The 26775-nt window shown below is 60.1% G+C and carries 19 protein-coding genes; 5 read left to right on the top strand and 14 right to left on the bottom strand.

Features of this window, described 5'->3' with window-relative positions; all coding sequences use genetic code 11:
* Nucleotides 1-282: 282 nt before the first annotated feature.
* From prpD to lptF, 12 genes are all read right to left on the bottom strand, one after another.
* On the bottom strand, nucleotides 283-1767 hold the full coding sequence (gene prpD / locus AC4IHP_RS25810) for a 2-methylcitrate dehydratase (RefSeq protein WP_490833069.1): 1485 nt from the start codon (nucleotides 1765-1767) through the stop codon (nucleotides 283-285).
* A gap of 109 nt (nucleotides 1768-1876) precedes the next feature.
* Nucleotides 1877-3067 (bottom strand): 2-methylaconitate cis-trans isomerase PrpF, encoded by a 1191-nt coding sequence (gene prpF, locus AC4IHP_RS25805; protein ID WP_490833068.1) that lies wholly within the window; start codon nucleotides 3065-3067, stop codon nucleotides 1877-1879.
* Nucleotides 3068-3122: 55 nt separating this feature from the next.
* On the bottom strand, nucleotides 3123-5717 hold the full coding sequence (acnD, locus tag AC4IHP_RS25800) for a Fe/S-dependent 2-methylisocitrate dehydratase AcnD (RefSeq protein WP_490833067.1): 2595 nt from the start codon (nucleotides 5715-5717) through the stop codon (nucleotides 3123-3125).
* A 198-nt stretch (nucleotides 5718-5915) separates the two neighbouring features.
* Nucleotides 5916-7043 carry a bifunctional 2-methylcitrate synthase/citrate synthase gene (prpC, locus tag AC4IHP_RS25795; protein ID WP_490833066.1) on the bottom strand — a complete coding sequence of 376 codons (1128 nt, stop codon included), beginning with the start codon at nucleotides 7041-7043 and terminating at the stop codon, nucleotides 5916-5918.
* A 147-nt stretch (nucleotides 7044-7190) separates the two neighbouring features.
* A complete protein-coding gene (pdxJ, locus tag AC4IHP_RS25790; RefSeq protein WP_076566005.1) occupies nucleotides 7191-7934 on the bottom strand; it encodes a pyridoxine 5'-phosphate synthase in 744 nt (247 codons plus the stop codon).
* 39 nt (nucleotides 7935-7973) lie between these two features.
* Nucleotides 7974-8663 carry a DNA repair protein RecO gene (gene recO / locus AC4IHP_RS25785; RefSeq protein WP_041479514.1) on the bottom strand — a complete coding sequence of 230 codons (690 nt, stop codon included), beginning with the start codon at nucleotides 8661-8663 and terminating at the stop codon, nucleotides 7974-7976.
* A 166-nt stretch (nucleotides 8664-8829) separates the two neighbouring features.
* On the bottom strand, nucleotides 8830-9732 hold the full coding sequence (era, locus tag AC4IHP_RS25780) for a GTPase Era (RefSeq protein WP_016771562.1): 903 nt from the start codon (nucleotides 9730-9732) through the stop codon (nucleotides 8830-8832).
* On the bottom strand, nucleotides 9725-10414 hold the full coding sequence (rnc, locus tag AC4IHP_RS25775; protein ID WP_024011703.1) for a ribonuclease III: 690 nt from the start codon (nucleotides 10412-10414) through the stop codon (nucleotides 9725-9727). Before rnc ends, era begins: the two co-directional genes overlap by 8 nt.
* A 169-nt stretch (nucleotides 10415-10583) precedes the next feature.
* On the bottom strand, nucleotides 10584-11438 hold the full coding sequence (gene lepB, locus AC4IHP_RS25770) for a signal peptidase I (RefSeq protein ID WP_460124273.1): 855 nt from the start codon (nucleotides 11436-11438) through the stop codon (nucleotides 10584-10586).
* 9 nt (nucleotides 11439-11447) lie between these two features.
* Nucleotides 11448-13244: a translation elongation factor 4 gene (gene lepA / locus AC4IHP_RS25765; RefSeq protein WP_016771564.1), complete on the bottom strand. Its 1797-nt coding sequence runs from the start codon at nucleotides 13242-13244 to the stop codon at nucleotides 11448-11450.
* A gap of 173 nt (nucleotides 13245-13417) precedes the next feature.
* Nucleotides 13418-14479 (bottom strand): LPS export ABC transporter permease LptG, encoded by a 1062-nt coding sequence (gene lptG, locus AC4IHP_RS25760; RefSeq protein WP_490833065.1) that lies wholly within the window; start codon nucleotides 14477-14479, stop codon nucleotides 13418-13420.
* Nucleotides 14472-15593, bottom strand: a complete 1122-nt coding sequence (lptF, locus tag AC4IHP_RS25755; RefSeq protein ID WP_016771566.1) for an LPS export ABC transporter permease LptF — start codon at nucleotides 15591-15593, stop codon at nucleotides 14472-14474. Before lptF ends, lptG begins: the two co-directional genes overlap by 8 nt.
* 575 nt (nucleotides 15594-16168) lie before the next feature.
* Between lptF and AC4IHP_RS25750 the strand changes: the two genes are divergently transcribed.
* The 3 genes from AC4IHP_RS25750 to AC4IHP_RS25740 are packed head-to-tail and all read left to right on the top strand — an operon-like array spanning nucleotide 16169 to nucleotide 18546.
* On the top strand, nucleotides 16169-17659 hold the full coding sequence (locus tag AC4IHP_RS25750; protein ID WP_490833064.1) for a leucyl aminopeptidase: 1491 nt from the start codon (nucleotides 16169-16171) through the stop codon (nucleotides 17657-17659).
* Nucleotides 17660-17719: 60 nt separating this feature from the next.
* Nucleotides 17720-18148 carry a DNA polymerase III subunit chi gene (locus AC4IHP_RS25745; protein WP_490833063.1) on the top strand — a complete coding sequence of 143 codons (429 nt, stop codon included), beginning with the start codon at nucleotides 17720-17722 and terminating at the stop codon, nucleotides 18146-18148.
* An 8-nt stretch (nucleotides 18149-18156) separates the two neighbouring features.
* Nucleotides 18157-18546, top strand: coding sequence for a DNA polymerase III subunit chi (locus AC4IHP_RS25740; protein WP_490833062.1), 390 nt, complete (start codon nucleotides 18157-18159; stop codon nucleotides 18544-18546).
* Between the two features lie 51 nt (nucleotides 18547-18597).
* Here AC4IHP_RS25740 and AC4IHP_RS25735 read toward each other — a convergent pair whose 3' ends face one another.
* Nucleotides 18598-21555 (bottom strand): RHS repeat-associated core domain-containing protein, encoded by a 2958-nt coding sequence (locus tag AC4IHP_RS25735; RefSeq protein WP_490833061.1) that lies wholly within the window; start codon nucleotides 21553-21555, stop codon nucleotides 18598-18600.
* A 157-nt stretch (nucleotides 21556-21712) separates the two neighbouring features.
* Here AC4IHP_RS25735 and AC4IHP_RS25730 point away from each other — a divergent pair, with 157 nt between their 5' ends.
* A complete protein-coding gene (locus AC4IHP_RS25730) occupies nucleotides 21713-24559 on the top strand; it encodes a valine--tRNA ligase (RefSeq protein ID WP_490833060.1) in 2847 nt (948 codons plus the stop codon).
* Between the two features lie 224 nt (nucleotides 24560-24783).
* Nucleotides 24784-25803 carry a 23S rRNA (adenine(1618)-N(6))-methyltransferase RlmF gene (rlmF, locus tag AC4IHP_RS25725; RefSeq protein WP_490833059.1) on the top strand — a complete coding sequence of 340 codons (1020 nt, stop codon included), beginning with the start codon at nucleotides 24784-24786 and terminating at the stop codon, nucleotides 25801-25803.
* Between the two features lie 217 nt (nucleotides 25804-26020).
* Here rlmF and AC4IHP_RS25720 read toward each other — a convergent pair whose 3' ends face one another.
* The gene (locus tag AC4IHP_RS25720) at nucleotides 26021-26302 is read right to left on the bottom strand and encodes an HU family DNA-binding protein (RefSeq protein ID WP_003221909.1); all 282 of its coding nucleotides are present in this window, start codon (nucleotides 26300-26302) and stop codon (nucleotides 26021-26023) included.
* Between the last annotated feature and the right edge of the window lie 473 nt (nucleotides 26303-26775).

The following is a 26775-nucleotide window of genomic DNA, read 5'->3' as shown; positions in this document are numbered from 1 at the left end:
TGATGGCACATTCAGCATCAATGGTGTCTGACACACCGCTATCGCGAGCAGGCTCGCTCCCACAGGGTTTGGTGGTGTATACAACATTGCAATCAGCCTGAAAAACCTGTGGGAGCGGGCTTGCCCGCGAAGGAGGTGGCACATTCAGCATCAACGGTGTCTGACACACCGCTATCGCGAGCAGGCTCGCTCCCACAGTTTCTGAAGGCGTTCACAATTTCTGTGTCCATCACAACAACCTGTGGGAGCGAGCCTGCTCGCGAAGAACGAAGACGCGGTCTGTCAGATCACAAACAGGTCAATGAATCGATTCACCGGCGTGGCTTCCAGCCGCGCCTGATCCCCGCACAGCGCAAAAATCTCCGCGCAACGCTGCCCGGCGAACCGCGTCGCCAGATTGGCCTTGAACTTGTCCTCCAGTAACGGAATACCCTCGGCGCGGCGGCGGCGATGGCCGATCGGGTACTCCACCACCACGTTCTCTGTGCTGCTGCCATCCTTGAAAAACACCTGCACGGCATTGGCAATCGAGCGTTTGTCGGGCTCAAGGTATTCGCGGGTAAAGCGCGGTTCTTCAACGATGACCATTTTCTCGCGCAGCACATCGATGATCGGATGCGCCCTGTGGAAGTCGTCTTCGTAGTGCTCGGCTATCAGATTGCCGAATGCCAGCGGCACGGCGGTCATGTATTGCAGGCAATGATCGCGGTCGGCGGCGTTGGCCAGCGGGCCGACCTTGGACATGATGCGGATCGCCGATTCATGGGTGGTGATGACGATGCGGTCGATCTCATGCAGGCGATTGCGAACCAGCGGATGCAAGGTCACCGCCGCCTCGCACGCGGTCTGCGCATGAAATTCGGCGGGAAAACTGATCTTGAACAGCACGTTTTCCATCACGTAACTGCCGAACGGCCGGGAAAAGCTGAAGGCACGCTTGCCCTCGGGTTTCAGCGCCAGATCATTGTTGCTGTGGCTGAACGATACGTCATAAAAGCCCCACTGCTTCGCGCTCAACACACCGGGAATACCCAGCTCGCCGCGCATGGCGATGTCGGCCAGCCTTACGCCACGACTTGCAGCATCCCCCGCCGCCCAGGATTTGCGCGAGCCGGCGTTGGGTGCGTGGCGATAGGTGCGTAGCGCCTGACCGTCGGCGAAGGCATGGGACAGCGCCGACAGCATCTGCTCGCGGTTGGCGCCCATCAGTCTGGCGCTGACGGCAGTCGAGGCGACTTTCACCAGAATGACGTGATCGAGTCCTACCCGGTTGAAGGAGTTTTCCAGAGCGATCACGCCTTGAATCTCGTGGGCCATGATCATTGCTTCCAGCACATCGCGCAGGGTCAGCGGTGCTTCACCGTTGGCAATGCGCTTTTGCGAGAGGTGATCGGCAACGGCGAGGATGGCGCCGAGGTTGTCCGATGGATGGCCCCACTCGGCGGCAAGCCAGGTGTCGTTGTAGTCGAGCCAGCGGACGATGCAGCCAATATCCCACGCGGCTTTGACCGGGTCGAGACGATAACTGGTGCCGGGCACGCGCGCGCCGAACGGTACAACCGTGCCTTCGACGATCGGGCCGAGGTGTTTCGTGCATTCGGGGAAACGCAAGGCCAGCAGACCGCAGCCCAGCGTGTCGATCAGGCAGTTGCGCGCGGTGTTCAGCGCTTCGGCGGAGTCAGGCTTGAAAGTGAGGACGTAGTCAGCGATGTCCTGCAGAACTGCATCGTAATCGGGGCGGTTGTTCAGGTCGACGTTGGCGCTCATGTTCGATTCACTCCTGTAGGAGCTGCCGAAGGCTGCGATCTTTTTGTTTTTCGCGATCAAGATCAAAAGACCGCAGCCTTCGGCAGCTCCTACCTGGTTTGGGGTTAAGTCAGAAAGAATCTCCGGGCACGCGGATGTAGCCCTCCATGAGAACGCGGGCACTGCGGCTCATGATGGCTTTCTTCACCACCCACTCGCCGTTCTCCAGCGTCGCCTCGGCGCCCACGCGTAATGTCCCCGACGGATGTCCGAAGCGCACGGCATTGCGTTCAATCCCACCCGCCGCAAGATTCACCAACGTGCCGGAAATCGCCGCCGCCGTGCCAATCGCCACCGCTGCCGTGCCCATCATCGCGTGATGCAGCTTGCCCATCGACAACGCGCGCACCAGCAGATCGACGTCACCAGCGGCAATCGCTTTACCACTCGACGCCAGGTAATCCGCAGGTTTGGCAACGAATGCGACTTTCGGCGTGTGCTGCCGCTTGGCGGCTTCTTCCAGGCTGGAGATAAGGCCCATGCGCAACGCACCGTAGGCGCGAATGGTCTCGAACATCAGCAGCGCTTTCGGATCGCCGTTGATCGCGCCCTGGAGTTCGGTGCCGGTGTAGCCGATGTCCTCGGCGTTGACGAAAATCGTCGGGATCCCGGCGTTGATCATGGTCGCCTTGAACGTGCCGACACCCGGCACTTCGAGCTCATCGACCAGATTGCCGGTGGGGAACATCGAGCCACCGCCGCCCTCTTCTTCCGCCGCCGGATCCATGAACTCAACCTGCACTTCGGCCGCCGGAAAGGTCACGCCGTCGAGTTCGAAATCACCGGTTTCCTGCACTTCGCCATTGGTGATCGGCACGTGGGCAATGATGGTCTTGCCGATATTGGCCTGCCACACGCGCACCACCGCCACACCGTTGTGCGGGATGCGGCTGGCATCGACCAGGCCGTTGCTGATGGCGAACGAACCGACCGCCGCCGAGAGATTGCCGCAGTTGCCGCTCCAATCGACGAACGGCTTGTCGATCGACACTTGGCCAAACAGGTAATCGACGTCGTGATCGGCACGGGTGCTTTTCGACAGGATCACGGTTTTGCTGGTGCTCGACGTCGCGCCGCCCATGCCGTCGATCTGCTTGTCGTACGGGTCGGGGCTGCCGATGACCCGCAGCAGCAAAGCGTCGCGGACGGGACCGGGTACCTGCGCCGCTTCGGGCAGGTCGGTGAGGCTGAAAAACACGCCTTTGCTGGTGCCGCCGCGCATGTAAGTCGCAGGGATTCTGATTTGTGGTGCGTGAGCCATGATTGCTCCTTCAAAGCGGCCAAGGGACTCATCCCCCCCCGACCGCTGAACCTGTTTAAACGGCTACCGCCGATCCTTCGAGGAAGTCCTGCGCGAAGCGCTGCAGCACGCCGCCGGCCTCGTAGATCGACACTTCTTCAGCGGTATCGAGACGGCAGGTCACCGGCACTTCGACGCGCTCGCCATTCTTGCGATTGATCACCAGAGTCAGATCCGCACGCGGCTTGCGCTCGCCGATCACGTCGTAGGTTTCGCTGCCATCGATGGCCAGGGTGTGGCGATTGGTGCCGGCTTTGAATTCCAGCGGCAACACGCCCATGCCCACCAGGTTGGTGCGGTGAATGCGCTCGAAACCTTCGGCGGCAATCGCCTCGACACCAGCCAGACGCACGCCTTTCGCCGCCCAGTCGCGAGACGAACCCTGACCGTAGTCAGCGCCAGCGATGATGATCAGCGGCTGCTTGCGCTGCATGTAGGTTTCGATGGCTTCCCACATGCGCATGACCTGGCCTTCCGGCTCGACACGGGCCAGCGAACCCTGCTTGACCTTGCCGTTTTCCACGACCATTTCGTTGAACAGTTTCGGGTTGGCGAAGGTCGCGCGCTGGGCGGTCAGGTGGTCGCCACGGTGGGTAGCGTAGGAGTTGAAGTCCTCTTCCGGCAGGCCCATTTTCGCCAGGTATTCGCCGGCGGCGCTGTCGAGCATGATCGCGTTCGATGGCGACAGGTGATCAGTGGTGATGTTGTCCGGCAGCACCGCCAACGGGCGCATACCCTTCAGGGGACGGGCGCCGGCCAACGCACCTTCCCAGTACGGCGGACGGCGGATGTAAGTGCTCATCTCGCGCCAATCGTACAACGGCGCGACTTTCGGCCCGGTGTCTTCATGCACGGCGAACATCGGGATGTAGACCTGACGGAACTGCTCAGGCTTGACCGACGACTTCACCACCGCATCGATTTCTTCGTCGCTCGGCCAGATTTCTTTCAGGCGAATTTCCCGACCATCGACCACGCCCAGCACATCCTTCTCGATATCGAAACGGATGGTCCCGGCAATCGCGTAGGCAACCACCAGCGGCGGCGAGGCGAGGAAAGCCTGTTTGGCGTACGGGTGAATGCGGCCGTCGAAGTTGCGGTTGCCGGAAAGCACCGCGGTCGCGTACAGATCGCGGTCGATGATCTCTTGCTGGATCACCGGATCGAGGGCGCCGGACATGCCGTTGCAAGTGGTGCAGGCAAATGCCACAACGCCGAAACCGAGCTGTTCCAGCTCAGTGGTCAGCCCCGCTTCGTCGAGGTACAGCGCCACGGTTTTCGAACCCGGCGCCAGCGAGGATTTGACCCACGGCTTGCGGGTCAGGCCGAGCTTGTTGGCATTGCGCGCCAAGAGGCCGGCGGCGATGACGTTGCGCGGGTTGCTGGTGTTGGTGCAGCTGGTGATGGCGGCGATGATCACCGCGCCGTCGGGCATTTGCCCCGGCACATCTTCCCATTGCCCGGAGATGCCTTTGGCCGCAAGATCGGACACTGCAACGCGGGCGTGCGGGTTGCTCGGGCCGGCCATGTTGCGCACCACCGAAGACAGATCAAAAGTCAGGCCGCGCTCGTATTGCGCACCTTTGAGGCTGTCAGCCCACAGGCCGGTAAGTTTGGCGTACTGCTCGACCAATTGAACCTGCTGGTCTTCACGACCGGTCAGTTTCAGGTAATCGATGGTCTGCTGATCGATGTAGAACATTGCTGCCGTGGCGCCGTATTCCGGGGCCATGTTGGAGATGGTCGCGCGGTCGCCGAGGGTCAGCGCTGCAGCACCTTCACCGAAGAATTCCAGCCACGCGCCGACGACTTTCTGTTTGCGCAGGTATTCAGTCAGGGCCAGGACCATGTCGGTAGCGGTGATGCCCGGCTGCAGCTTGCCGGTCAGTTCGACGCCGACGCTTTCCGGCAGGCGCATCCACGACGCGCGGCCGAGCATCACGCTCTCGGCTTCGAGGCCGCCGACACCAATGGCGATCACGCCAAGCGCATCGACGTGCGGGGTGTGGCTGTCGGTGCCGACGCAGGTGTCGGGGAACGCCACACCTTCGCGCACCTGAATCACCTGCGACATTTTCTCCAGGTTGATCTGGTGCATGATGCCGTTGCCCGGCGGGATCACGTCGACGTTCTTGAAGGCCTTTTTGGTCCAGTTGATGAAGTGGAAACGGTCTTCGTTGCGGCGGTCTTCGATGGCGCGGTTCTTCTCGAAGGCCTGGGCATCGAAACCGCCCGCCTCGACAGCCAGCGAGTGGTCGACGATCAATTGCGTCGGCACCACCGGGTTGACCTGCGCCGGGTCGCCGCCCTGCAAAGCGATGGCATCGCGCAGGCCAGCGAGGTCGACCAGCGCGGTCTGGCCGAGGATGTCATGGCACACCACCCGCGCCGGGAACCACGGAAAATCGAGATCGCGCTTGCGTTCGATCAGTTGCTTGAGCGAATCGGTGAGCGTGGCCGGGTCGCAGCGACGCACAAGGTTTTCCGCCAGCACGCGGGAGGTGTACGGCAGGGTGTCGTAGCTGCCAGGCGCAATCGCCTCGACCGCCGCGCGGGTGTCGAAGTAATCCAGCGGCGTGCCGGGCAGGTTCTTGCGGAATTCTGTGTTCATCGGGTCAGGACTCGGGTCACGGTGGTTACAAAGGGTGGGCCAGAAACCTGAGTTACACACCGTCCACTGTGGGAGCGAGCCTGCTCGCGAAAGCGGTATATCAGTCGACATCAATGTTGAATGTCAGTCCGTCTTCGCGAGCAGGCTCGCTCCCACAGGGTCTAGCGGTGTTCTCTGGTTCCGGGTCAGCCCACCATTTCAGCGGCGTTCGATTGGCACGAACTTGCGCTGTTCGACGCCGGTGTATTCGGCGCTTGGACGGATGATGCGGTTGTTGGCACGTTGTTCGAACACGTGCGCGGCCCAGCCGGTCAGGCGCGAGCAGACGAAGATCGGCGTGAACAGCTTGGTCGGGATACCCATGAAGTGGTAAGCCGAGGCATGGTAGAAGTCGGCATTCGGGAACAGTTTCTTCTGCTCCCACATGGTCTTGTCGATGGCTTCGGAGACGGGGAACAACACCTTGTCGCCAACCTCGTCCGCGAGTTTTTTCGCCCAGCCCTTGATCACCTCGTTGCGCGGGTCGCTGTCCTTATAGATCGCGTGGCCGAAGCCCATGATCTTGTCCTTGCGCTCAAGCATGCCGAGGGTGCCTTTGATCGCCTCTTCCGGCGACGAGAAGCGCTCGATCATTTCCATCGCCGCTTCGTTGGCGCCGCCGTGCAATGGACCGCGCAGCGAACCGATGGCCGCCGTCACGCACGAGTACAGATCCGACAAAGTCGAAGCGCAAACACGCGCGGTGAAGGTCGAGGCGTTGAATTCATGTTCGGCGTAGAGGATCAGCGACACGTTCATGACCTTGACGTGCAGTTCGCTCGGCTTCTTGCCGTGCAGCAAGTGCAGGAAGTGGCCGCCAAGGGTCGGCTCGTCGCTGACGCAGTCGATGCGCTTGCCGTCGTGGCTGAAGCGATACCAGTAGCACATGATCGCCGGGAACGCGGCGAGCAGACGGTCGGTCTTGTCGCGCTGCTCGGAGAAGTCTTTCTCCGGTTCGATGTTGCCGAGGAACGAGCAACCGGTACGCATGACGTCCATCGGATGCGCGTCAGCCGGGATGCGCTCAAGCACTTCTTTAAGCGCTTGCGGCAGGTCGCGCAGCTTGCTCAATTTGGCCTGGTAATCGGCCAGTTGCGCTGTTGTCGGCAGTTCGCCGTACAGCAGCAGATAGGCGACTTCTTCAAATTGCGCGTCGGCGGCCAGTTCACGCACGTCGTAGCCGCGATAAGTCAGCCCGGCACCGGCCTGGCCCACGGTGGACAGTGCGGTTTGCCCGGCAACCTGGCCCCGGAGCCCGGCGCCACTGAGTACTTTTGCTTCGGCCATTGTGTTCTCCAATCTTTTTGAATTTGTATGGGGAAAACTTGTGGGAGCGAGCCTGCTCGCGAAAGCGTCGTGTCAGTCGACATTATCTTTGACTGATACATCGTTTTCGCGAGCAGGCTCGCTCCCACAGGGGGTTTGTGTAGCTGCTCAGGATTTGGCAGCAGCCAGAATCAGCGCTTTCATTTCCGATACGGCGGACTTGAAGCCGACGAACAACGCATGCGCCACCAGCGCGTGGCCGATGTTCAGTTCGTTGATGCCTTTGATCGCAGCCACGGCTTCAACGTTGTGGTAATGCAAGCCGTGACCGGCGTTAACGATCAAGCCTTGGGCCAGACCAAACGCAACGCCATCCGCCACACGCTTCAATTCCTCGGCCACTTCAGTCGGGGTTTCGGCATCGGCGTAACGCCCGGTGTGCAGCTCGATGGCCGGTGCTCCGACGCGCTTGGAGGCGGCGATCTGGCGCTCGTCGGCGTCGATGAACAGCGACACTTCGCTGCCGATTTTCGACAACCGCTCGACCGCAGCCCTGATGCGCTCCTCCTGCCCCGCTACATCCAGGCCACCCTCGGTGGTCAGTTCCTGACGGGTTTCCGGGACCAGGCAAATGTGCGCCGGGCGAATGCGCTCGGCGAAAGCCATCATTTCTTCGGTGACGCCCATTTCGAAGTTCATGCGGGTTTGCAGCACATCCTTTAGCAGCAGCACGTCACGCTCCTGGATGTGCCGGCGGTCTTCGCGCAGGTGCACGGTGATGCCATCGGCGCCCGCCTCTTCTGCATCCAGCGCCGCCTTGACCGGATCCGGGTAGCGCGTGCCACGGGCCTGACGCAAGGTGGCGACGTGGTCGATGTTCACGCCGAGAAGAATGCGATTGCTGCTGGTCACGGATGCGCTCCTGGATTGAGAGATTCGGCACACAGCATATCAGGGCTTGCGAAACAGCTCGCGACTGACGAGCGGACGCCCGCCCAAATGCACCGCCAGCGCCTGGCGCATCAGACGCTTGGCCGCCGACAGCGCACCGGGCGCCGACCAGTCGGCTTCGGCCATGGCCAGCAGTTCAGTGCCGTTGAACAGGCCGGGTTGCAGCAGGTAAACGCGCTCGAGTCCGGCGTCCACTTGCAAGCGATAGAGGCCGTCAGCAGCGACAGGTTCGCCGTGGATGTCGGTATTCATGGAGAAGCCGTAGCCGAGATCATCCAGCAGACGCCATTCGAAGGAGCGCAGCAACGGTTCCAGTGGTCGACCTTCGGCCAGCGCCAGCAAGGTTGCGGCGTAATGATCGAACACTGCCGGATGCGGATCTTCGGCAGGCAACAGCCGAATCAACAGCTCGTTGAGATAGAGGCCGCTGAACAGCGCCTCGCCGTTGAGCCATGCCGAGGTGCCGGAGCTCTCCATGCGCCCGACATTCTTCAGCTCGCCCTTGCCACGGAACTCGACCTCCAGCGCCACGAACGGCCGCGCCAGTGTCCCGGCCTTGCCCCGCGCACTGCGCAACACCGCCCGCAGCCGACCTTGCGGCGTGAGGAAATCGACCAGTGCACTGGTTTCGCGATAGGCGCGCGAATGCAGGACGTAGGCGGGTTGGGCGGGAGGCGGGTTTTGCGACATTGAGTTCTCGATGAAGAAACGCGGTTTTACATACAACCCAAAACCACTGTGGGAGCGAGCCTGCTCGCGAAAGCGGAGTGACAGTCAACATCGATGCTGAATGTTACATCCTCTTCGCGAGCAGGCTCGCTCCCACAGTGAGTAGCGGTGTTCTCGAGTTCGCTACTTACAAATCGCCATAACCCAGCGAACGCAGCGCGCGCTCGTCATCGGACCAGCCGCCCTTCACCTTGACCCACAGGTTGAGCATGATCTTGGAGTCAAACAGCAGCTCCATGTCCTTGCGCGCTTCGGTGCCGATGCGCTTGATGCGCTCGCCCTTGTCGCCAATGATGATTTTCTTCTGGCCGTCACGCTCGACGAGAATCAGCGCGTGGATGTGCAGGGTCTTGCCCTGCTGCTTGAATTCTTCGATTTCGACGGTGATCTGGTACGGCAGCTCGGCACCCATCTGGCGCATGATTTTCTCGCGCACCAGTTCGGCGGCAAGGAAACGGCTGCTGCGGTCGGTGATCTGGTCTTCCGGGAAGAAGTGATCATTCTCCGGCAAGTGATCGGCGATGACCTTTTCCAGCGCTTCGAGGTTGTGCCCGTGCTGCGCGGAAATCGGAATGATCTGTGCGTTCGGCAGCTGTTCCTGCAACCAGCTCAGGTGCGGCATCAGCTCGGCTTTGTCTTCGATGCGATCGGTCTTGTTCAGGGCGACGATCAGCGGGCCGGTCACGTATTGCACACGTTCGAGAACCATCTGATCTTCGTCGGTCCACTTGGTACGGTCGACGACGAAGATCACCACGTCGACATCTTTCAACGCTGCCGAAGCGGTTTTGTTCATGTAACGGTTCAGGGCTTTTTCGCCGCCCTTGTGCATGCCCGGGGTGTCGACGTAGATCGCCTGCACGTCGCCCTCGGTCTTGATGCCGAGCATGTTGTGGCGGGTGGTCTGCGGCTTGCGCGAGGTGATCGCGAGCTTCTGCCCGAGGATGTGGTTGAGCAGCGTCGACTTGCCGACGTTGGGACGGCCGACGATGGCAACGTAGCCACAGCGAGTTGCGTTTGTATCAGTCATTGCCATTCTCCACGCCCAGGGCAATCAGTGCTGCGGCGGCCGCTACCTGTTCGGCAATACGACGGCTCACACCCTGACCTCGGCTTTTTTCATTCAGTAAGACCACTTCGCATTCGACGAAGAAGGTTCGGCAGTGCGGTTCGCCCTGGATATCCACCACTTCGTAGCGTGGCAGTTCGCAACCGCGCGATTGCAGGTGTTCCTGCAAGCGGGTTTTCGGATCCTTGTTGGTGTCGACCAGCGTCAGCCCTTCGAACTCGCCGGCCAGCCAGGCCAGCACGCGCTCGCGGGCGACGTCCATGCCGGCATCGAGGTAGATCGCACCGATCAGAGCTTCGAGGGCATCGGCGAGAATCGATTCACGGCGGAAACCACCGCTCTTCAGTTCACCCGAACCCAGACGCAGATAATCGCCGAGGTCGAAACCGCGAGCCAGTACGGCCAGCGTTTCACCTTTTACCAGCCGTGCGCGCAAACGCGACAACTGGCCTTCGCGGGCCAGCGGGAAGCGATCGAACAGCGCCTCGCCAGCGACGAAGTTGAGGATGGCATCACCGAGGAATTCCAGACGCTCGTTGTTGCGCCCGGCAAAACTGCGGTGCGTGAGGGCCAGCAGCATCAGCTCCTGGTCCTTGAAGGTGTAACCGAGCTGGCGCTCGAGACGGCTTAGAGAAACGCTCACGGTTTACCCACGCTGAGTTCGTGGCTGGTTTCCACTGCCATCGCCGGGATACGGCGCAGGCCTGGGACAATTAACGCTGTGTTCAAAAAATAAATCCTGGCGATTGCGAAGCCGATTGTGCCGGCTCCAGAAATGCATTCGGCGCTGTGGTCAACAGCGCCGTGTTTGATTACTTGATCAGGCCGACCCGCGAGAAATTCGGCAGGTGGCTGAGTTTCGGCTCCGGCCAGCTCATCCAGACCGCGAAGGCCTTGCCGACAATATTCTTGTCGGGAACCATACCCAGCAGATCCTTGGGAATGTTCGGATCATCCCAGTAGCGGCTGTCGTTCGAATTGTCGCGGTTGTCGCCCATCATGAAGTAGTGCCCGGCCGGCACTGTCCACGAACGATCCGGGGTGGCGCGGTAGCGGCTCATTTCCTTGCGGATCAGGTGCTCGGCTGCGCCGAGTTTTTCCTGATAGAGCTCCGCGCTGCCCAGCGAACCCGCCTCGGCGCCGACCATCTTCTCGGCAATCGATTCGCCGTTGACGAACAGACGCTTGTCGGCGGTGTAACGCACCGTGTCACCCGGCAGGCCCACCACACGCTTGATGTAGTTGACGTTCGGGTCGCTCGGGTAGCGGAACACCATGACATCGCCGCGCTGAGGGTCACCGACTTCGATGATCTTCTTGTCGATCACCGGCAGACGGATGCCGTAGGAAAACTTGTTCACCAGAATGAAGTCGCCGACGTCCAGGGTCGGTTTCATCGAACCGGACGGAATCTGGAACGGCTCCACCAGGAACGAACGCAGGACCAGGACAATGAACAGCACCGGAAAGAACGACTTGCCGTATTCGACCAGCAGCGGCTCTTTGTTCAGCTTCTCGACCACCACAGGCTCGGGCTGGCTGACACTGCCCTGATACGAGGCAATGGCAGCTCGCCGACGCGGCGCCAGGAACAGCAGATCAATCAACGCCAACAGGCCGCAGACGAACACGGCGATGACCAGCAACAGCGGGAAATTTAGCGACATAGGACCTGATTATTCCAACCTGAGCACGGCGAGGAAGGCTTCCTGTGGAATTTCCACGTTACCGACCTGTTTCATGCGTTTCTTACCGGCCTTCTGCTTCTCGAGCAGTTTCTTCTTACGACTGACGTCACCGCCGTAGCATTTGGCCAATACGTTCTTTCTGAGTGCCTTGACGGTTGTCCGGGCCACGATCTGACCACCGATGGCGGCCTGGATCGCCACGTCGAACATCTGACGAGGAATCAGTTCTTTCATCTTCTCGGTCAACTGGCGACCTTTGAAGTGCGAATTGTCACGGTGCACGATCAATGCCAGGGCATCGACCTTGTCGCCGTTGATCAGCACGTCCAGTTTCACCAGATTAGCCGATTGGTAACGATCGAAATGGTAGTCCAGCGAAGCATAGCCGCGGCTGGTGGATTTGAGACGGTCGAAGAAGTCCAGAACCACTTCGTTCATCGGCAGGTCATAGGTCACTTGCACCTGATTGCCGAGGAACAGCATGTCGACCTGCACGCCGCGTTTCTCGATGCACAGGGTGATGACGTTGCCCAGGTGTTCCTGCGGTACAAGGATATTGGCGCGCACGATTGGCTCGCGCATGTCCTCGATCGCCGACACATCCGGAAGCTTCGACGGGTTGTCGACGTAAATCGTTTCACCGGTTTTCAGCACCAGCTCGAAAATTACCGTCGGCGCGGTGGTGATCAGGTCCAGGTCGTACTCGCGCTCGAGGCGCTCCTGGATGATTTCCATGTGCAGCATGCCGAGGAAGCCGCAACGGAAGCCGAAGCCAAGAGCGTCGGAGCTCTCCGGGGTGTACTGCAGCGACGAGTCGTTCAGGGTCAGCTTCTGCAGCGCTTCGCGGAAATCCTCGAAGTCGTCGGAGCTGACCGGGAACAGACCGGCGTAAACCTGTGGCTGGATGCGTTTGAAGCCCGGCAGCACCGGAACGTCTGGCGTGGAGCTCAGGGTCAGGGTGTCACCGACCGGCGCACCGTGAATGTCCTTGATGCTGGCGATGATGAAGCCCACTTCGCCGGCCTTCAGATCAACGGTAGCGGTGTGTTTCGGGTTGAACACGCCGACGCTGTCGACCAGGTGCACCTTGCCGGTGGACTTGACCAGGATCTTGTCGCCCTTCTTCACACGGCCATGGCGCACGCGTACCAGGGAAACAACGCCCAGGTAGTTGTCGAACCAGGAGTCGATGATCAACGCTTGCAGCGGATCTTCGATGTTGCCGGTCGGCGCAGGGATGGTGTGCACCAGACGCTCGAGCACTTCGTCGACACCCAGGCCGGTCTTGGCGCTGCAAGTGACGGCGTCGGTGGCGTCGATGCCGATGATCTTCTCGATCTCGTCCTTGACGCGATCCGGCTCGGCCTGAGGCAGGTCGATCTTGTTCAGGACCGGCATGACCTCCAGGCCCTGCTCGATGGCGGTGTAGCAGTTGGCCACGGACTGGGCTTCTACGCCCTGCCCCGCATCGACCACCAGCAAGGCGCCTTCGCACGCGGCCAGGGAACGGCTGACTTCGTAGGTGAAGTCGACGTGGCCCGGGGTGTCAATGAAGTTCAGCTGGTAGGTGATGCCATCTTTGGCTTTGTAATAGAGGGTAACGCTATGGGCCTTGATGGTGATCCCGCGTTCACGCTCAAGATCCATGGAATCCAGTACCTGGGCTTCCATTTCACGCTCGGCCAGGCCGCCGCACATCTGGATGAAACGGTCAGCCAGCGTCGACTTGCCATGGTCAATGTGGGCGATGATGGAGAAATTGCGGATATGACTCAAATCACTCACGGATCAACACTCAAAAAGGCTGCAGGCTTGGCCCGCCGAAAAATAGCCGGGAATTGTACCTGATACACGGCGCAAGCGTCACGTTCGCCTGTCACCCGGATCGCATGCAAAAACGCCCCGGTCTGGCGACCGAGGCGTTTTCAGGGTTCAAGCGCTGAATGAAAACTTGTTCATCAGCCCGCGCGCCTGAGCAGCCAGACACCCGCCAGCGCACACACGCCGGCCGGCACCAGCACCGCAAACAGCGGCGAGAATCCGAACACCAGACTCGATGGCCCCAGCAAATCCTGGACGATGCGGAAGGTGAAGCCCACCAGCACACCGGTGAAGACACGCTGACCGAGGGTCACCGAACGCAGCGGGCCGAAGATGAACGAGATCGCCATCAGCACCAGCGCGGCGGTCACCAGCGGCTGCAACACCTTGACCCAAAATGCCAGCCAGTAACGGCCATTGCTCAGGCCCTGCTCGGCCAGATAGTGGATGTAGCCCCACAGGCCGCTGATCGACAGCGATTCCGGCGCCATGACTACGGTGCTGAGCAGTTGCGGACTCAACGCCACGTCCCACTCCTCGCTCGGGGCACTGACGACTTCAGTACTGCGCTCGTGGAACAGCGTGGTGGCAACGTCCGTGAGCTGCCACTTGGTACCGTCAAACTCGGCCTTCTTGGCGAAGCTGGAGCTGAGCAGATGGCGCTCTTTGTCGAAGTGATAGCGCGTCACGCCATACAACACGCCGTTTGGCTGAACCGCATTGATGTGGATGAATTCTTCACCCTGACGGTGCCACATGCCGTGCTTGGCGCTTTGCGCATCGCCACTGCCCTGGGCCAGCGAGCGATTGGCCTGGGCCATGCTTTCGGTGGCCGGGGCAACGTATTCGCCGATCAGCACGCCGGCGAGCATCAGCACCAGCATCGGCTTCATGACAGCCCAGACTATACGGCCGATCGACACGCCAGCAGCGCGCATCACGGTCAGCTCACTGCTGCTGGCCAGACTGCCGAGACCAATCAGGCAGCCGATCAATGCCGCCATCGGCAGCATTTCATAGAGCCGGCGCGGTGCGGTCAGCAATACAAAACCGAGCACGTCGACCAGCGTGTAGGTGTCGCTGACGTCGCCCATTTCATCGATGAAGGCAAACAACGTCGCCAGGCCGAGAATGATCGCCAGCACGGCGATGATCGCCATGAACACGCTGCTGCCGATGTAGCGGTCGAGTTTAACCACGGGCCACCTCCAGCGCGGCGCTGCGACGGCTGGCCAGTTTCAGGCGCAGCGGCTCCCAATACAGCAGGCCGAGGCCGATGACCAGGAAGATCGCGTGTACCCACCACAGGCCGAGGGCTGGCGGGATCTTGCCTTTTTCAAGGGCGCCGCGAGCGGCAATCAGGATGGTCAGGTAAGCCATATAAAGAAGAATCGCCGGCAGCAGCTTGAGGAAACGCCCCTGACGCGGATTCACCCGCGACAGCGGCACCGCCATCAGGGTCACGATGAACACCAGCAACGGCAGGGACATGCGCCATTGCAGTTCGGTTTTCGAGCGGATGTCATCACTGCCCCACAGGGACGAGGTCGGCATCGCGTCACGGTCGGTGACTTCTTCGCTGACGTCCGGCTTGGGCAGCAGCACGCCGTAGGTTTCGTAATGAATGGCGCGGTAATCGGCCTGCCCCGGGCTGCCGTCATAGCGATAGCCGTTGTCGAGAATCAGATAGCGATTGCCATCGGGGCGGATTTCCTGACGGCCCGACTCGGCCACCAGCACGGAAATCCCACGGTCCTTTTTATCGGCGCCGAGGTTCTTCTGCGAGATGAACACGCTGCCGAGATTGACGCGGTCGTCGCTCAGGGTTTCGGTGTAGGTCACCCGAGTACCGTCACGCAATGCCTGGAAGCGGCCCGGTTCGAGGGTATCGAACTCGGTCAGCGCGTCCTGCTTGTTCAGCAGCAACTGAAACTGGTTGGCGCCCTGCGGAGCCAGGCCAAGGCTCAGCCACGCCACCACCAGTGCCACCAGCGTCGCCGGAAACAAGGTCATGCGAAACAGCTTCTGCTGGCTCATGCCGGTGGCCGAAAGCACGGTCATTTCGCTTTCGAGGTACAGGCGACCGTAAGCCAGCAGGATCCCGAGGAACAGACCCAGCGGCAGAATCAGTTGCAGGAAACCCGGCAGACGAAAGCCCATGATCAGGAACAGCGAGCCCGGATCGAGCTGACCGGCCGCAGCCTGCGCCAGGTATTTGATGAAGCGACCGCTCATGATGATGACCAGCAGCACGGCACTTACGGCGCTGAGGGTCAACAGGACTTCGCGGGACAGATAACGGAAGACGATCAAACCAGACACTCCAGGGTTGTCAGGCTAAGGCGGCCAAACAAGCAAACACATCGACCGGCCCGCCATGCAGAGCGGTCGAAAAAAGATGCGGCATTATCCTGTGATTGGGTGCGCCTGTCACTGCGCACACTCATCCATCTCTGTAATCCTTTGCTGATCGTACAACCTAGGGGGCGTTCTCAATTAGTTTTCACACCGCGCCGGGTCTGCTGTTGTGCAGGGCAAGGCGCGAGAAGCGTGGTTTGGTCATTCCAGATAAGCTTCGAGCAACGCAGCCCTGCACAACAGCAGGCCCGGCCCTTCGGGTTGTGCCTTAAAGCCGGCCAGTCTGCGTTGCAGGCCTTGGAAAGGGAACAACCATTCCCAGCGGCCTGCGCCTTGCCTGGCTGGCTTTAAGGCGACAACGCGGTGTGAAAACTAATTGAGAACGCCCCCTAGGGTTGTCAGGCGCGGGGAGCGAGGTTCAAACTGCGGCCCTTGTCGCAGGCTTTGGCCTGCGCCTCTTCTTTTATAAGCAGGCGACTGCGGACAGCGTCGAACGCCTGCGTGTTGACCATTCATTCAGGGATCCGGACATGGAACTGGTTGTAAAAAGCGTTAGCCCAGAAACGTTGAAAACCGCCACCCTGGTGGTTGCCGTCGGCGAAGGCCGCAAACTCGGTGTCGCCGCCAGACTGGTCGACGAGTCGAGCGGTGGCGCGATCAGCGCCGTGCTCAAGCGTGGCGACCTGGCCGGCAAGGTCGGTCAGAGCCTGCTGCTGCACAGCCTGCCGAACCTGAAAGCCGAGCGCGTGTTGCTGGTCGGCGTGGGCAAGGACGAGGAACTGGGCGACCGTCCGTTCCGCAAAATCGTTGCCGGCATCCTCAACACCCTTAAAGGTCTGGGCGGCGGCGATGCCGTGCTGGCGCTGGATGAAGTCATCGTCAAAGGTCGCGACAGCTACGGCAAGACCCGTCTGCTGGCGGAAACCCTGGTCGACGGCGGCTACACCTTTGACCAGTTCAAGAGCCAGAAAGCCGAACCCCGCGCGCTGAAGAAAATCACCCTGCTGACCATCAAGGCTGCACAAGCCGAAGTGCAGCGCGCCGTGAATCACGCCACCGCGATCGCCAACGGCATGGCCTTCACCCGCGATCTGGGCAACCTGCCGCCGAACATCTGCCACCCGACGTTCATGGGCGAACAGGCGAAGAACCTGGGCAAAGAGTTCAAGGATCTGAAAGTCGAAGTACTCGACGAGAAGAAGATCAAATCCCTCGGCATGGGCTCGTTCTACGCCGTGGGCCAGGGCAGCGCCCAGCCACCGCGCCTGATCGTCATGCAATACAACGGCGGCAAGAAATCCGAGAAGCCATACGCGCTGGTCGGCAAGGGCATCACCTTCGACACCGGCGGCATCAGCCTGAAGCCGGGCGCCGGCATGGACGAAATGAAGTACGACATGGGCGGCGCTGCCTCTGTGTTCGGCACATTGCGCGCCGTGCTTGAACTGAAACTGCCGATCAATCTGGTGTGCATCCTCGCCTGCGCCGAGAACATGCCTAGCGGCAACGCGACCCGTCCTGGCGATATCGTCACCACCATGAGCGGCCAGACCGTGGAAATCCTCAACACCGACGCCGAAGGCCGTCTGGTGCTTTGCGATGCGCTGACCTACGCCGAGCGCTTCAAGCCACAAGCGGTGATCGACATCGCCACCCTGACCGGTGCCTGCGTGGTGGCCCTGGGCGCACACACGTCCGGCCTGCTGGGCAACAACGACGAACTGATCGACCAACTGCTCAGCGCTGGCAAGGTTGCCGACGACCGCGCCTGGCAACTGCCGCTGTTCGATGAGTATCAAGAGCAGCTGGACAGCCCGTTCGCCGACATCGCCAACATTGGCGGGCCGAAGGCCGGCACCATCACCGCCGCGTGCTTCCTGTCGCGCTTCACCAAGAACCTCAACTGGGCGCATCTGGACATCGCGGGCACCGCGTGGACCAGCGGCGGCAAGGACAAGGGCGCCACTGGCCGTCCGGTTCCGCTGCTGACCCAGTACCTGCTCGATCGCGCCAAAGCCTGACACCGCTGATGGGCGGCGGCGTCCCTTTCGGGTGACGCCGCTTGCCGCTCTGGAACCGCAATGACCAAAGTCGACTTCTATATCTTGCCCAGCGCCGATCCTTCAGCGCGTCTGGATTTCGCCTGCAAGCTCACCGAGAAAGCCTGGCGCATGGGCCACTGCATCTACCTGCATTGCAGCGATGCGGCCCAGCGTGACGACCTCGATGCGCGCCTGTGGGCATTCAAGGGCGAAAGTTTCGTGCCTCACGGCCCTGCCGACAGCGAACCGGACGGTTTGATCGTGCTGGGACTGGACGAAAACTGCGGTGAACATCAGGATCTGCTGGTCAATCTCGATCTGAAAGTCCCGGCCTTCGCCAGCAAATTTGCCCGCGTGGCGGAAGTGGTGGTGGAAGATCCGACCATCCGAGCGGCGGCGCGGGAGAGTTTCCGTTTCTACCGCGAACAGGGCTATTCTCTGCAAGACCACCGTTTACAGCGACTCTGAGCATTCCAATGGACACTCCGAAACCGCAACAGAAATCCGCTCACCTGCTGGACGATCTCGAATCGATCCGCCAGTTGCTCGGCGATGACAACCTGCAACCGCCGCTGTTGACCGATACGGTCGATGACAGCGAACAGGAACAGATTCCGATGCTGTTCGACTCCGTCGGCAACGAGCCGGCGGCCGTCGAGCCAGCACCAACGCCGGCCCCGGCTGCCGCGACTGCTGCAGCGGTCGACAAAGGCCCGGACGCGCTGCTTCATCTGGACAGCGAACTGCGCGCCGCCGCGCAATTGATCATGCAAGACGTGATCGACGACTTCGCTCCGCACATCGAAACCGAGATCAAACGTCGCTTGGATGCGCGGATGGACCGGCTGCTCAGCCAGTACGAATAGCTTTGGCGCTCCTGCGATCAGCACTGGGTCGGCAACCGGCAAACCTGATTTCTAGACGGTGTTGCTGCGATGCCAATCCAGTGTTCTGGCATGTCGGGGCGTGGCAACCATGCCGTTTCCCCGACTCACAAACTCTCGCGCCCAGTGTTCTGGAACGGCGGTGTTCAACGCCCCGTAAAAATCGAACAGTTCGCGGGTGCTTTCGATAATCGACCACTGTCCCTGGTGCACCATCGCTATAGGGAACGGGCCTGGCCGGGCAACCGCCTCCAGATATCCGTTGTCCTGTTTGACCTTGTCGAATTCATGTCCCCACATATATGAAACGAAGTTCACTTGGGGACCATGACGGATCACATTCATCGGGGTGTTATCTAACGGCCTTGAGGAATCCAGCTCGGCGACAGCATGATTGAGCAAATTCATGACTTGCGTCTCCTCACTACTTCCCGAGCCCGGAACAATGCCCTTACCTTGTCTTATCTGAATAACATCGTGCATATCGTAGTCACCCGTATAAGGCGTGACTATTTTGAACTTTACCCAGGCATCCAGAAGTTCGTGTTCGATGGGACTTTGCAGATTAACGCTGTAGGAAACATCCTCATCGCTGATGCTATTGCGCGCATAAAGTCCTCGAACACCACCCCTGCCCCACTGTCCCACTCGCCCGACCAACCCGCTTTTTTCTGCCTGTGCGAGCATCGCTTCAGCGCCACCCCCGTAAGCAGCTTTCAACGAAGCCGGCTTGATGGTCTTTTCGAGGATGTTATGGCCCTTGGCAGCGGCACCCTCGCCCAAGGCCTTGATGGTGTAACTTCCGGACTCTCTGACGCTTACTGCGACATTGTGTTCTTTGGATACCTTTTCGAAGGCTGGCATATGCAACGGATGGATAAATGACTCGCCAACCATTCGCCTGGCTTCTTGCCCTTCTTTATACAAACCATTGCTGTCAAAAAACGTGACGGGATTATTGCCGACCATCGTAAACAGGTTCATGCCGTCCGCCGTTCCTGCGGGATCAGCACTTAACCAGCGCCCTGCCCAAGGCTGATAGTAGCGCCAGCCAAAGTAGTAAAGTCCCGTGGCATCGCGCTCCTTTGCGCAGTACCTGGCGGTTTTATAACTCGCCTCAATGGCACTTCGCGCCACCCATATGGCTGTTCCGCCGAACGGGTAATACTCCTCCTGGCTCACTAGTTTCCCTTCACAGTCCACGACCAGTGCGCTACTGCCAATCAAGTTGTCATAGCTGTAGTACTGCAGGTCGCCGTCGGTGTTCTGCGGCCTCGGACTGTCCCAGTGAAGGATTCGCAGCCGGGATCGACCTGATGCATCCACGTTGATGATTTGCAGACGCTCCGCCGCTGTTGTGCCGACATCCTTTGTTCTCAGTTCCAGTGACGGCAGGTAGACGACCCGTTGCTTCTGTATCCCACTACACACTTTCTGCGCACTGAACTTCAGCACTCGCTGACTACCACTGCCATAGCGATAGGTCTCATGATCATCCATCGCACCATCACGCACTACCGGCGTCACTTGCAAAAGCTCCTGGCGTGAAGTCCAGGCAAGACGTTGACCGGGCTGCAAAATGTTCTGCTGCCCGCTCGCCGAGAAAAAGCCTTCCACCTCATCGGGTTTTGTTGCCAGGGTGTCCAACACACCGCGATTGCTACGGTTGCTGATAGTGACTCTCGTGGTGTGATTATTCTGGGAGACTGGTGCGATGTGGCATATCTGAATCAGATTGCCGCCCCTATCGTAGCGGTAAGCGCGAGTGTAATTGGTGTAAGCGGCGTCGTCAGAACCGCAGACCAGAGGGGAGTTGCACGGCACCTGGGCATTTGCCATCTCGCGTCCAGTTGCGCTGATCAATTGATAGAGCGAGTCATAGATATAAGTGCTTTGCGCCGGCACCTTCTGGTTTCGCCAGAAACGAGGCATCTGCGAATCGTCGCGCTCAACGCTGACGTTACCAACCGGATCGTAGGCGTACTTCAGATCCTGCAGCACCTTCGCTCCCGAGGCATGCCCAAGCGGTCTTTCCACTCTGATTCCCGAGAGGCGCCGAGTTTCTTCCTCGTATTTCCAGATAGTCACCACACCGTTGCCGCTCTCTTCACGCAGGTTCTGACCCGCCGCCGAATACGTCAGCGACTTCACGACAACCCGTTCCGCGCTACCCTTGAGCGTCACCCAGTGCCCCCGGATTGCGCCTGCCATATCGTAAGCCACGCGCTGCCGGTTGCCCGCTGCGTCCTTAGAGGTATGCAGCGCGCCCATCGCATCGGTGGTCACCAGGCTGGTAAAGGTCTCGTCATCCAGATCGGCATTCCAGTCCGAGGCGTTTTCACCCTGCCAATCGACCACCTCGTCCGGGTTATCTGCGTTCTTGACGAAACGCCGGCTAATGGAACGCGGCACGCCTGTCAGCGCCACGCTATCAGTCTGGGTCAGACCCGCCGTATCGTAATGGCTCACGCACCGGCCGGCCACGTTCAAGGCCATTTCAGCCTCAGTGTTTGCGGCATACACCCTGCGCTCGCTGATTTTCGGTCGTTCGTTCGCCACTTGTTCGGAAACGCTGGTCAAGCGACCGAGAAGGTCGTCCCCTTCATATTGATAGGTGCTGGTAACAAGCTGACTTGTGGATCCCGCATCGTGGTCAGGGCCGGGAATATTGCTCACCACCCTCCAGGAACGACCGACGGCGTCAGGTAGCACCACGCTGCTGCCATTGTCGGCGCCCTGCTGGCTCAACACGCGCCCGGACAGACTCCTGACATAAATGAAATTGGCCAACCCGGCTTCGTTTAATCGTGGGTCAGCGCTGCGCATCAGGAACCCGCGACCATCGTAATAGTGACGGTCAATGCGTTCGCTTGTAACAGCGAGTGAATCGGGATGGCGGTGGTAACGCACATCCCGCACACGAAGGCAGCGGCTATCCAGCACCGTGATCGATGGAGTGTTGGCATGCAGCGATGTTTGAGATGCACACATTTGATCTGCCCTTCGTTCCCTGCGGGAAAGTACTAGCAGACAATTTGCACCACCGCCCGCGCGATGCTTGGCGATTGCGCCCCGCTCGCCCTACTCGGCATGCCCCGCTATACTCATCGGCTTTTCCTGAATAAATGCCAATAGGGTCCCGCCGCGCATGGATAAGACCTACCAGCCGCACGCCATTGAAACTTCCTGGTACAAGACCTGGGAGTCCGAGAACTACTTCGCCCCGCAAGGCGCGGGCGAGTCCTACACCATCATGATCCCGCCGCCGAACGTCACCGGCAGCCTGCACATGGGTCACGGCTTCAACAACGCGATCATGGACGCCTTGATCCGTTTCCGCCGCATGCAGGGTCGCGACACCCTGTGGCAGCCGGGCACCGACCATGCCGGTATCGCCACGCAGATGCTGGTAGAGCGTCAGCTCGAAGCCCAGGGCCAGAATCGTCACGATCTGGGCCGGGAAAAATTCCTCGAAAAAGTCTGGGAATGGAAAGATCAGTCCGGCGGCAACATCAGCCGGCAGATCCGTCGCCTCGGCTCGTCCGTCGACTGGAGCCGCGAGCGCTTCACCATGGACGACGGCCTCTCGGAAGCGGTCAAGGAAGCTTTCGTGCGTCTGCATGAAGACGGCCTGATCTACCGCGGCAAGCGTCTGGTCAACTGGGACACCAAACTGCACACAGCGATTTCCGACCTCGAAGTGGAAAACCACGAAGAGAAAGGTTTCCTGTGGAACCTGAAATACCCATTGGCCGACGGTGTAAAAACCGCCGAGGGCGATGACTTCCTGATCGTCGCCACCACCCGTCCGGAAACCATGCTCGGCGACTCCGCCGTCGCGGTTAACCCGAACGACGAGCGCTACAAAGCGCTGATCGGCAAATTCGTCGAGCTGCCACTGGTTGGCCGCCGCATCCCGATCATCGCCGACGATTACTGCGATCCTGAATTCGGCACCGGCTGCGTGAAAATCACCCCGGCCCACGATTTCAACGATTACGAAGTCGGCAAGCGCCACAACCTGCCACTGCTGAACATCTTCGACAAGAACGCCAACGTGCTGCCTGCCGCTCAGGTGTTCAACCTCGACGGCACGCTGAACGAGAGCATCGACGGCAAGATTCCGGCCGAGTTCGCTGGCTTGGAACGTTTCGAAGCGCGCAAGCAGATCGTCGCCGCGTTCGACGCTGCCGGCCTGCTGGTGAGCGTCAACGATCACAACCTGAAAACGCCGAAAGGCGATCGTTCCGGCACGGTCATCGAGCCGTGGCTGACCGACCAATGGTACGTATCGACCAAGCCGCTGGCCGAGCCTGCCATCGCCGCCGTTGAAGACGGGCGCATCCAATTCGTGCCCAAGCAGTACGAAAACATGTACTTCTCGTGGATGCGCGACATCCAGGACTGGTGCATCAGCCGTCAGCTGTGGTGGGGCCACCGGATTCCGGCCTGGTACGACGAGTCGGGCAAGGTCTACGTCGGTCGCGACGAAGCCGAAGTGCGTGCCAAGCACAACCTCGGCCCGGACGTTGCGCTGCAACAGGACAACGACGTACTCGACACCTGGTTCAGTTCCGGCCTGTGGACCTTCTCGACCCTGGGCTGGCCTGAGCAGACCGAGTTCCTGAAGAAATTCCACTCTACCGACGTGCTGGTCACCGGTTTCGACATCATCTTCTTCTGGGTTGCCCGGATGATCATGATGACCATGCACCTGATGAAGAACGAAGACGGCACGCCGCAGGTTCCGTTCAAGACCGTTTACGTACACGGTCTGGTGCGCGACGGCCAGGGCCAGAAAATGTCCAAGTCCAAGGGCAACGTCCTTGACCCGCTGGACATCATCGACGGCATCGACCTCGAGTCGCTGGTGCAGAAACGCACCTCCGGCCTGATGCAGCCGAAACTGGCGAAGAAGATCGAGAAGCAGACCCGCGAAGAGTTCGCCAACGGCATCGAAAGCTACGGCACCGACGCCCTGCGCTTCACGTTCTGCTCGCTGGCCTCGACCGGTCGCGACATCAAGTTCGACATGGGTCGCGTCGAAGGCTATCGCAACTTCTGCAACAAGATCTGGAACGCCGCGCGTTACGTTCTGGACAAGGGCGAAGACTGCGGCCAGAACGGCGAAGCCTACGAGCTGTCGCTGGCAGATCGCTGGATCATTTCGCAACTGCAACGCACCGAAGCCGAAGTGACCCGCCAACTCGATCAGTTCCGTTTCGACCTGGCCGCGCAAGCGTTGTACGAGTTCATCTGGAACCAGTACTGCGACTGGTATCTGGAATTGTCCAAGCCAGTGCTGTGGGACGAGAACGCGCCAGTTGAGCGTCAGCGCGGCACTCGCCGTACGCTGGTGCGCGTGCTGGAAGTGGCGCTGCGTCTGGCGCATCCGTTCATGCCGTTCATCACTGAAGAAATCTGGCAGCGCATCGCGCCGCTGGCCGGTATTCAGGGCAAGACGATCATGCTGCAGCCCTGGCCGGTGGCCAACGAAGAGCGCATCGATCCGGCTGCAGAAAACGACATCGAATGGCTCAAGGAACTGATGCTCGGCACGCGCAACATTCGTGGCGAGATGAACATCGGCCCGGGCAAGCCACTGCCGATCTTCCTGAAGAACGTCAGCGCTGACGACCAGCGCCGGCTGACCGAGAACGAAGCGCTGCTGAAGAAGCTGGCGCGTCTGGAATCGATCACCGTACTCGCCGCTGGCGAAGAAGCACCGCTGTCCGCCACCGCACTGGTCGGCGAGATGGAAGTGCTGGTACCAATGGCCGGCCTGATCGACAAGGGCGCCGAACTGGCGCGTCTGGACAAGGAAATCCTGCGTTTGCAGGGCGAAGTCCAGCGGGTTGGCGGCAAGCTGTCCAACGCAGGTTTCGTCGACAAGGCCCCGGCCGAAGTCATTGAGAAGGAACGCGCCAAACTGGCCGAGGCCGAACAGGCCCTGGGCAAACTGGCCGAGCAGCACGCGCGGATTGCCAGTCTGTAACGGCAGATCGCACTGAAAAAGGGAGGCCAGCAGTGGCCTCCCTTTTTTATGCCCACCACACTCCCCTGTAGGAGCTGCCGAAGGCTGCGATCTTTTGATCTTGTTTTTCAGGATCAAGCTCAACAGATCGCAGCCTTCGGCAGCTCCTACATGGGTTCGGCGTATTCGACGTCAATGTGGGACAATACCCGCCACTTTCAGCCATACCCGAATCGACCACGCCCATGACCGCCCCCCGCACACCAAAACCTGCGCGCAAGAAGCCTGACGCCGCGTCCCCGAGCAAAGCCGTCGAGCCGCGCGAGAAGGCCAGCCTGCATCCGCGCAATCGCCATCAGGGTCGTTACGACTTTCCGGCGCTGATCAAGACCACGCCGGAACTGGGCAAGTACGTGATCACCAACCCGTACGGCAAGGAAAGCATCGACTTCGCCAGCCCCGACGCGGTGCGTGTGTTCAACCGGGCGCTGCTCAAGGCGTTCTACGGCATCCAGCATTGGGACATTCCGGCGGACTACCTGTGCCCTCCGGTTCCAGGGCGTGCCGACTATGTGCATTTTCTCGCCGACCTGCTGGCGAGCATGAACGACGGCAAGGTCCCGCGCGGCGCGATCGTCAATGTGCTGGACATCGGCATGGGCGCCAACTGCGTTTATCCGCTGATCGGCAACAGCGAATACCGCTGGCACTTCCTCGGCTCGGAAATCGACCCGACGGCCGTGGCGGCGGCCCGAGCCATCGTGCAGTCCAACGATCTGAGCAAGGTGATCCAGCTGCGCCAGCAGGAAAACCGCAAGCACATCCTCATTGGCTTGCTGGAGCCGGGCGAGCGTTTCGACCTGACCATGTGCAACCCGCCGTTCCACGCCTCCATGGAAGAAGCGACCAAGGGCAGCGAGCGCAAATGGCGCGCCTTGGGCAAGGCTGATCCGAAACGCAAATTGCCGGTGCTGAACTTCGGCGGGCAATCGGCGGAGCTGTGGTGTGAAGGCGGTGAAGCGCGCTTCGTGACGCAGTTGATTGCCGAGAGCGCGAACTTCCAGCACAAGGTGTTGTGGTTCAGCACGCTGGTGTCGAAGGCCTCGAACCTGCCGGCGATCGAGACAGCATTGAAGAAGGCTGGCGTGCTGGAAAGCCAGGTCGTGGAGATGTCGCAGGGGCAGAAGCAGAGCCGCTTTGTTGCGTGGACGTTCCAGACCAAGTCCGAGCAGCAGATCTGGCGGCGCGAGCGCTGGGTGCGCTGATAGCTGCGCAGATGCCCCTATAGGAGCTGCGGCACGCTGCGATCTTTTGATCTTGATCCTGGTCCTGGATTGGCAAAAACAAGATCAAGAGATCGCAGCCTTCGGCAGCTCCTACGGGACGTGCACCCACAAAGACCTTGGTGACATCAACGAATCACAGACACAAAAAAACCGTGCCCCGGATCACTCCGAAGCACGGTTTTTTTATCGCTGCGTCTTACTTGTTCACAGCGTCGGTCAGGCCTTTGGCCACAACCAGCTTGATCACTTTCTTTGCAGGGATTTCGATGGCAGCGCCAGTCGAAGGGTTACGGCCGGTGCGGGCAGGACGCTCGGTCACTTTCAGCTTGCCGATGCCTGGCAAGGTGATTTCGCCGCCGTTTTCCAGCTGATCGGCAACGATTTGGCCCAGTTGGTCCAGAGCGTTACGCGCGGTGGTTTTCGGCGCGTCGATAGCTTCAGCGATGTCGGCGATCAGTTGGTCTTTAGTAAGAGCCATGTAGTGTTCCTTCCCTATCAAATTCATATGGATTGCAGAGTGCAGTGTCAGCCATCGAGCCCGATCTTCTGGATCTGGCACCCTCGGCGATAACCACGACGAGTCGGGTTATAGATGCCGAAATCAGGGTTTGGTTCGACCTGACAAATGCTGAATGCACGCTTAACGCAGTGACTTCGCGTAAGACCGGGCAAAACTAGCACAGCGACAAGGAAATATCCGCCTCTAGCTACCCATTTGGTCAGCTTTATTGCGCTAAATCGGTAAAAAACCGCTTAAGGCCGGCCGCTTGAGTCGATTTAAGCCTTGGCCCCCCTGTGGGAGCTGCCGAAGGCTGCGATCTTTGGACTTTGCTTTTTCAAAAACAAGATCAAAAGATCGCAGCCTTCGGCAGCTCCTACGCAGAGCCTCGGCTGGAGATTCGGTTACACTGAGCGCTTTTTCGGGGGAGCCTGCCCTCCTCCCTTCCAACA

It is taken from the genome of Pseudomonas sp. UF-293 (genome assembly GCF_058245595.1).
Note: the sequence above shows the minus strand (reverse complement) of the source record. Positions and strands in the feature narration are given on the sequence as shown.

Bases quoted from the DNA above. Each gene is read 5' to 3' on its own strand.
- prpD (WP_490833069.1), bottom strand. From the start codon at position 1,767: ATGAGCGCCAACGTCGACCTGAACAACCGCCCCGATTACGATGCAGTT.
- prpF (WP_490833068.1), bottom strand. From the start codon at position 3,067: ATGGCTCACGCACCACAAATCAGAATCCCTGCGACTTACATGCGCGGC.
- acnD (WP_490833067.1), bottom strand. From the start codon at position 5,717: ATGAACACAGAATTCCGCAAGAACCTGCCCGGCACGCCGCTGGATTAC.
- prpC (WP_490833066.1), bottom strand. From the start codon at position 7,043: ATGGCCGAAGCAAAAGTACTCAGTGGCGCCGGGCTCCGGGGCCAGGTT.
- recO (WP_041479514.1), bottom strand. From the start codon at position 8,663: ATGTCGCAAAACCCGCCTCCCGCCCAACCCGCCTACGTCCTGCATTCG.
- era (WP_016771562.1), bottom strand. From the start codon at position 9,732: ATGACTGATACAAACGCAACTCGCTGTGGCTACGTTGCCATCGTCGGC.
- lepB (WP_460124273.1), bottom strand. From the start codon at position 11,438: ATGTCGCTAAATTTCCCGCTGTTGCTGGTCATCGCCGTGTTCGTCTGC.
- AC4IHP_RS25750 (WP_490833064.1), top strand. From the start codon at position 16,169: ATGGAACTGGTTGTAAAAAGCGTTAGCCCAGAAACGTTGAAAACCGCC.
- AC4IHP_RS25745 (WP_490833063.1), top strand. From the start codon at position 17,720: ATGACCAAAGTCGACTTCTATATCTTGCCCAGCGCCGATCCTTCAGCG.
- AC4IHP_RS25740 (WP_490833062.1), top strand. From the start codon at position 18,157: ATGGACACTCCGAAACCGCAACAGAAATCCGCTCACCTGCTGGACGAT.
- AC4IHP_RS25735 (WP_490833061.1), bottom strand. From the start codon at position 21,555: ATGTGTGCATCTCAAACATCGCTGCATGCCAACACTCCATCGATCACG.
- AC4IHP_RS25730 (WP_490833060.1), top strand. From the start codon at position 21,713: ATGGATAAGACCTACCAGCCGCACGCCATTGAAACTTCCTGGTACAAG.
- rlmF (WP_490833059.1), top strand. From the start codon at position 24,784: ATGACCGCCCCCCGCACACCAAAACCTGCGCGCAAGAAGCCTGACGCC.
- AC4IHP_RS25720 (WP_003221909.1), bottom strand. From the start codon at position 26,302: ATGGCTCTTACTAAAGACCAACTGATCGCCGACATCGCTGAAGCTATC.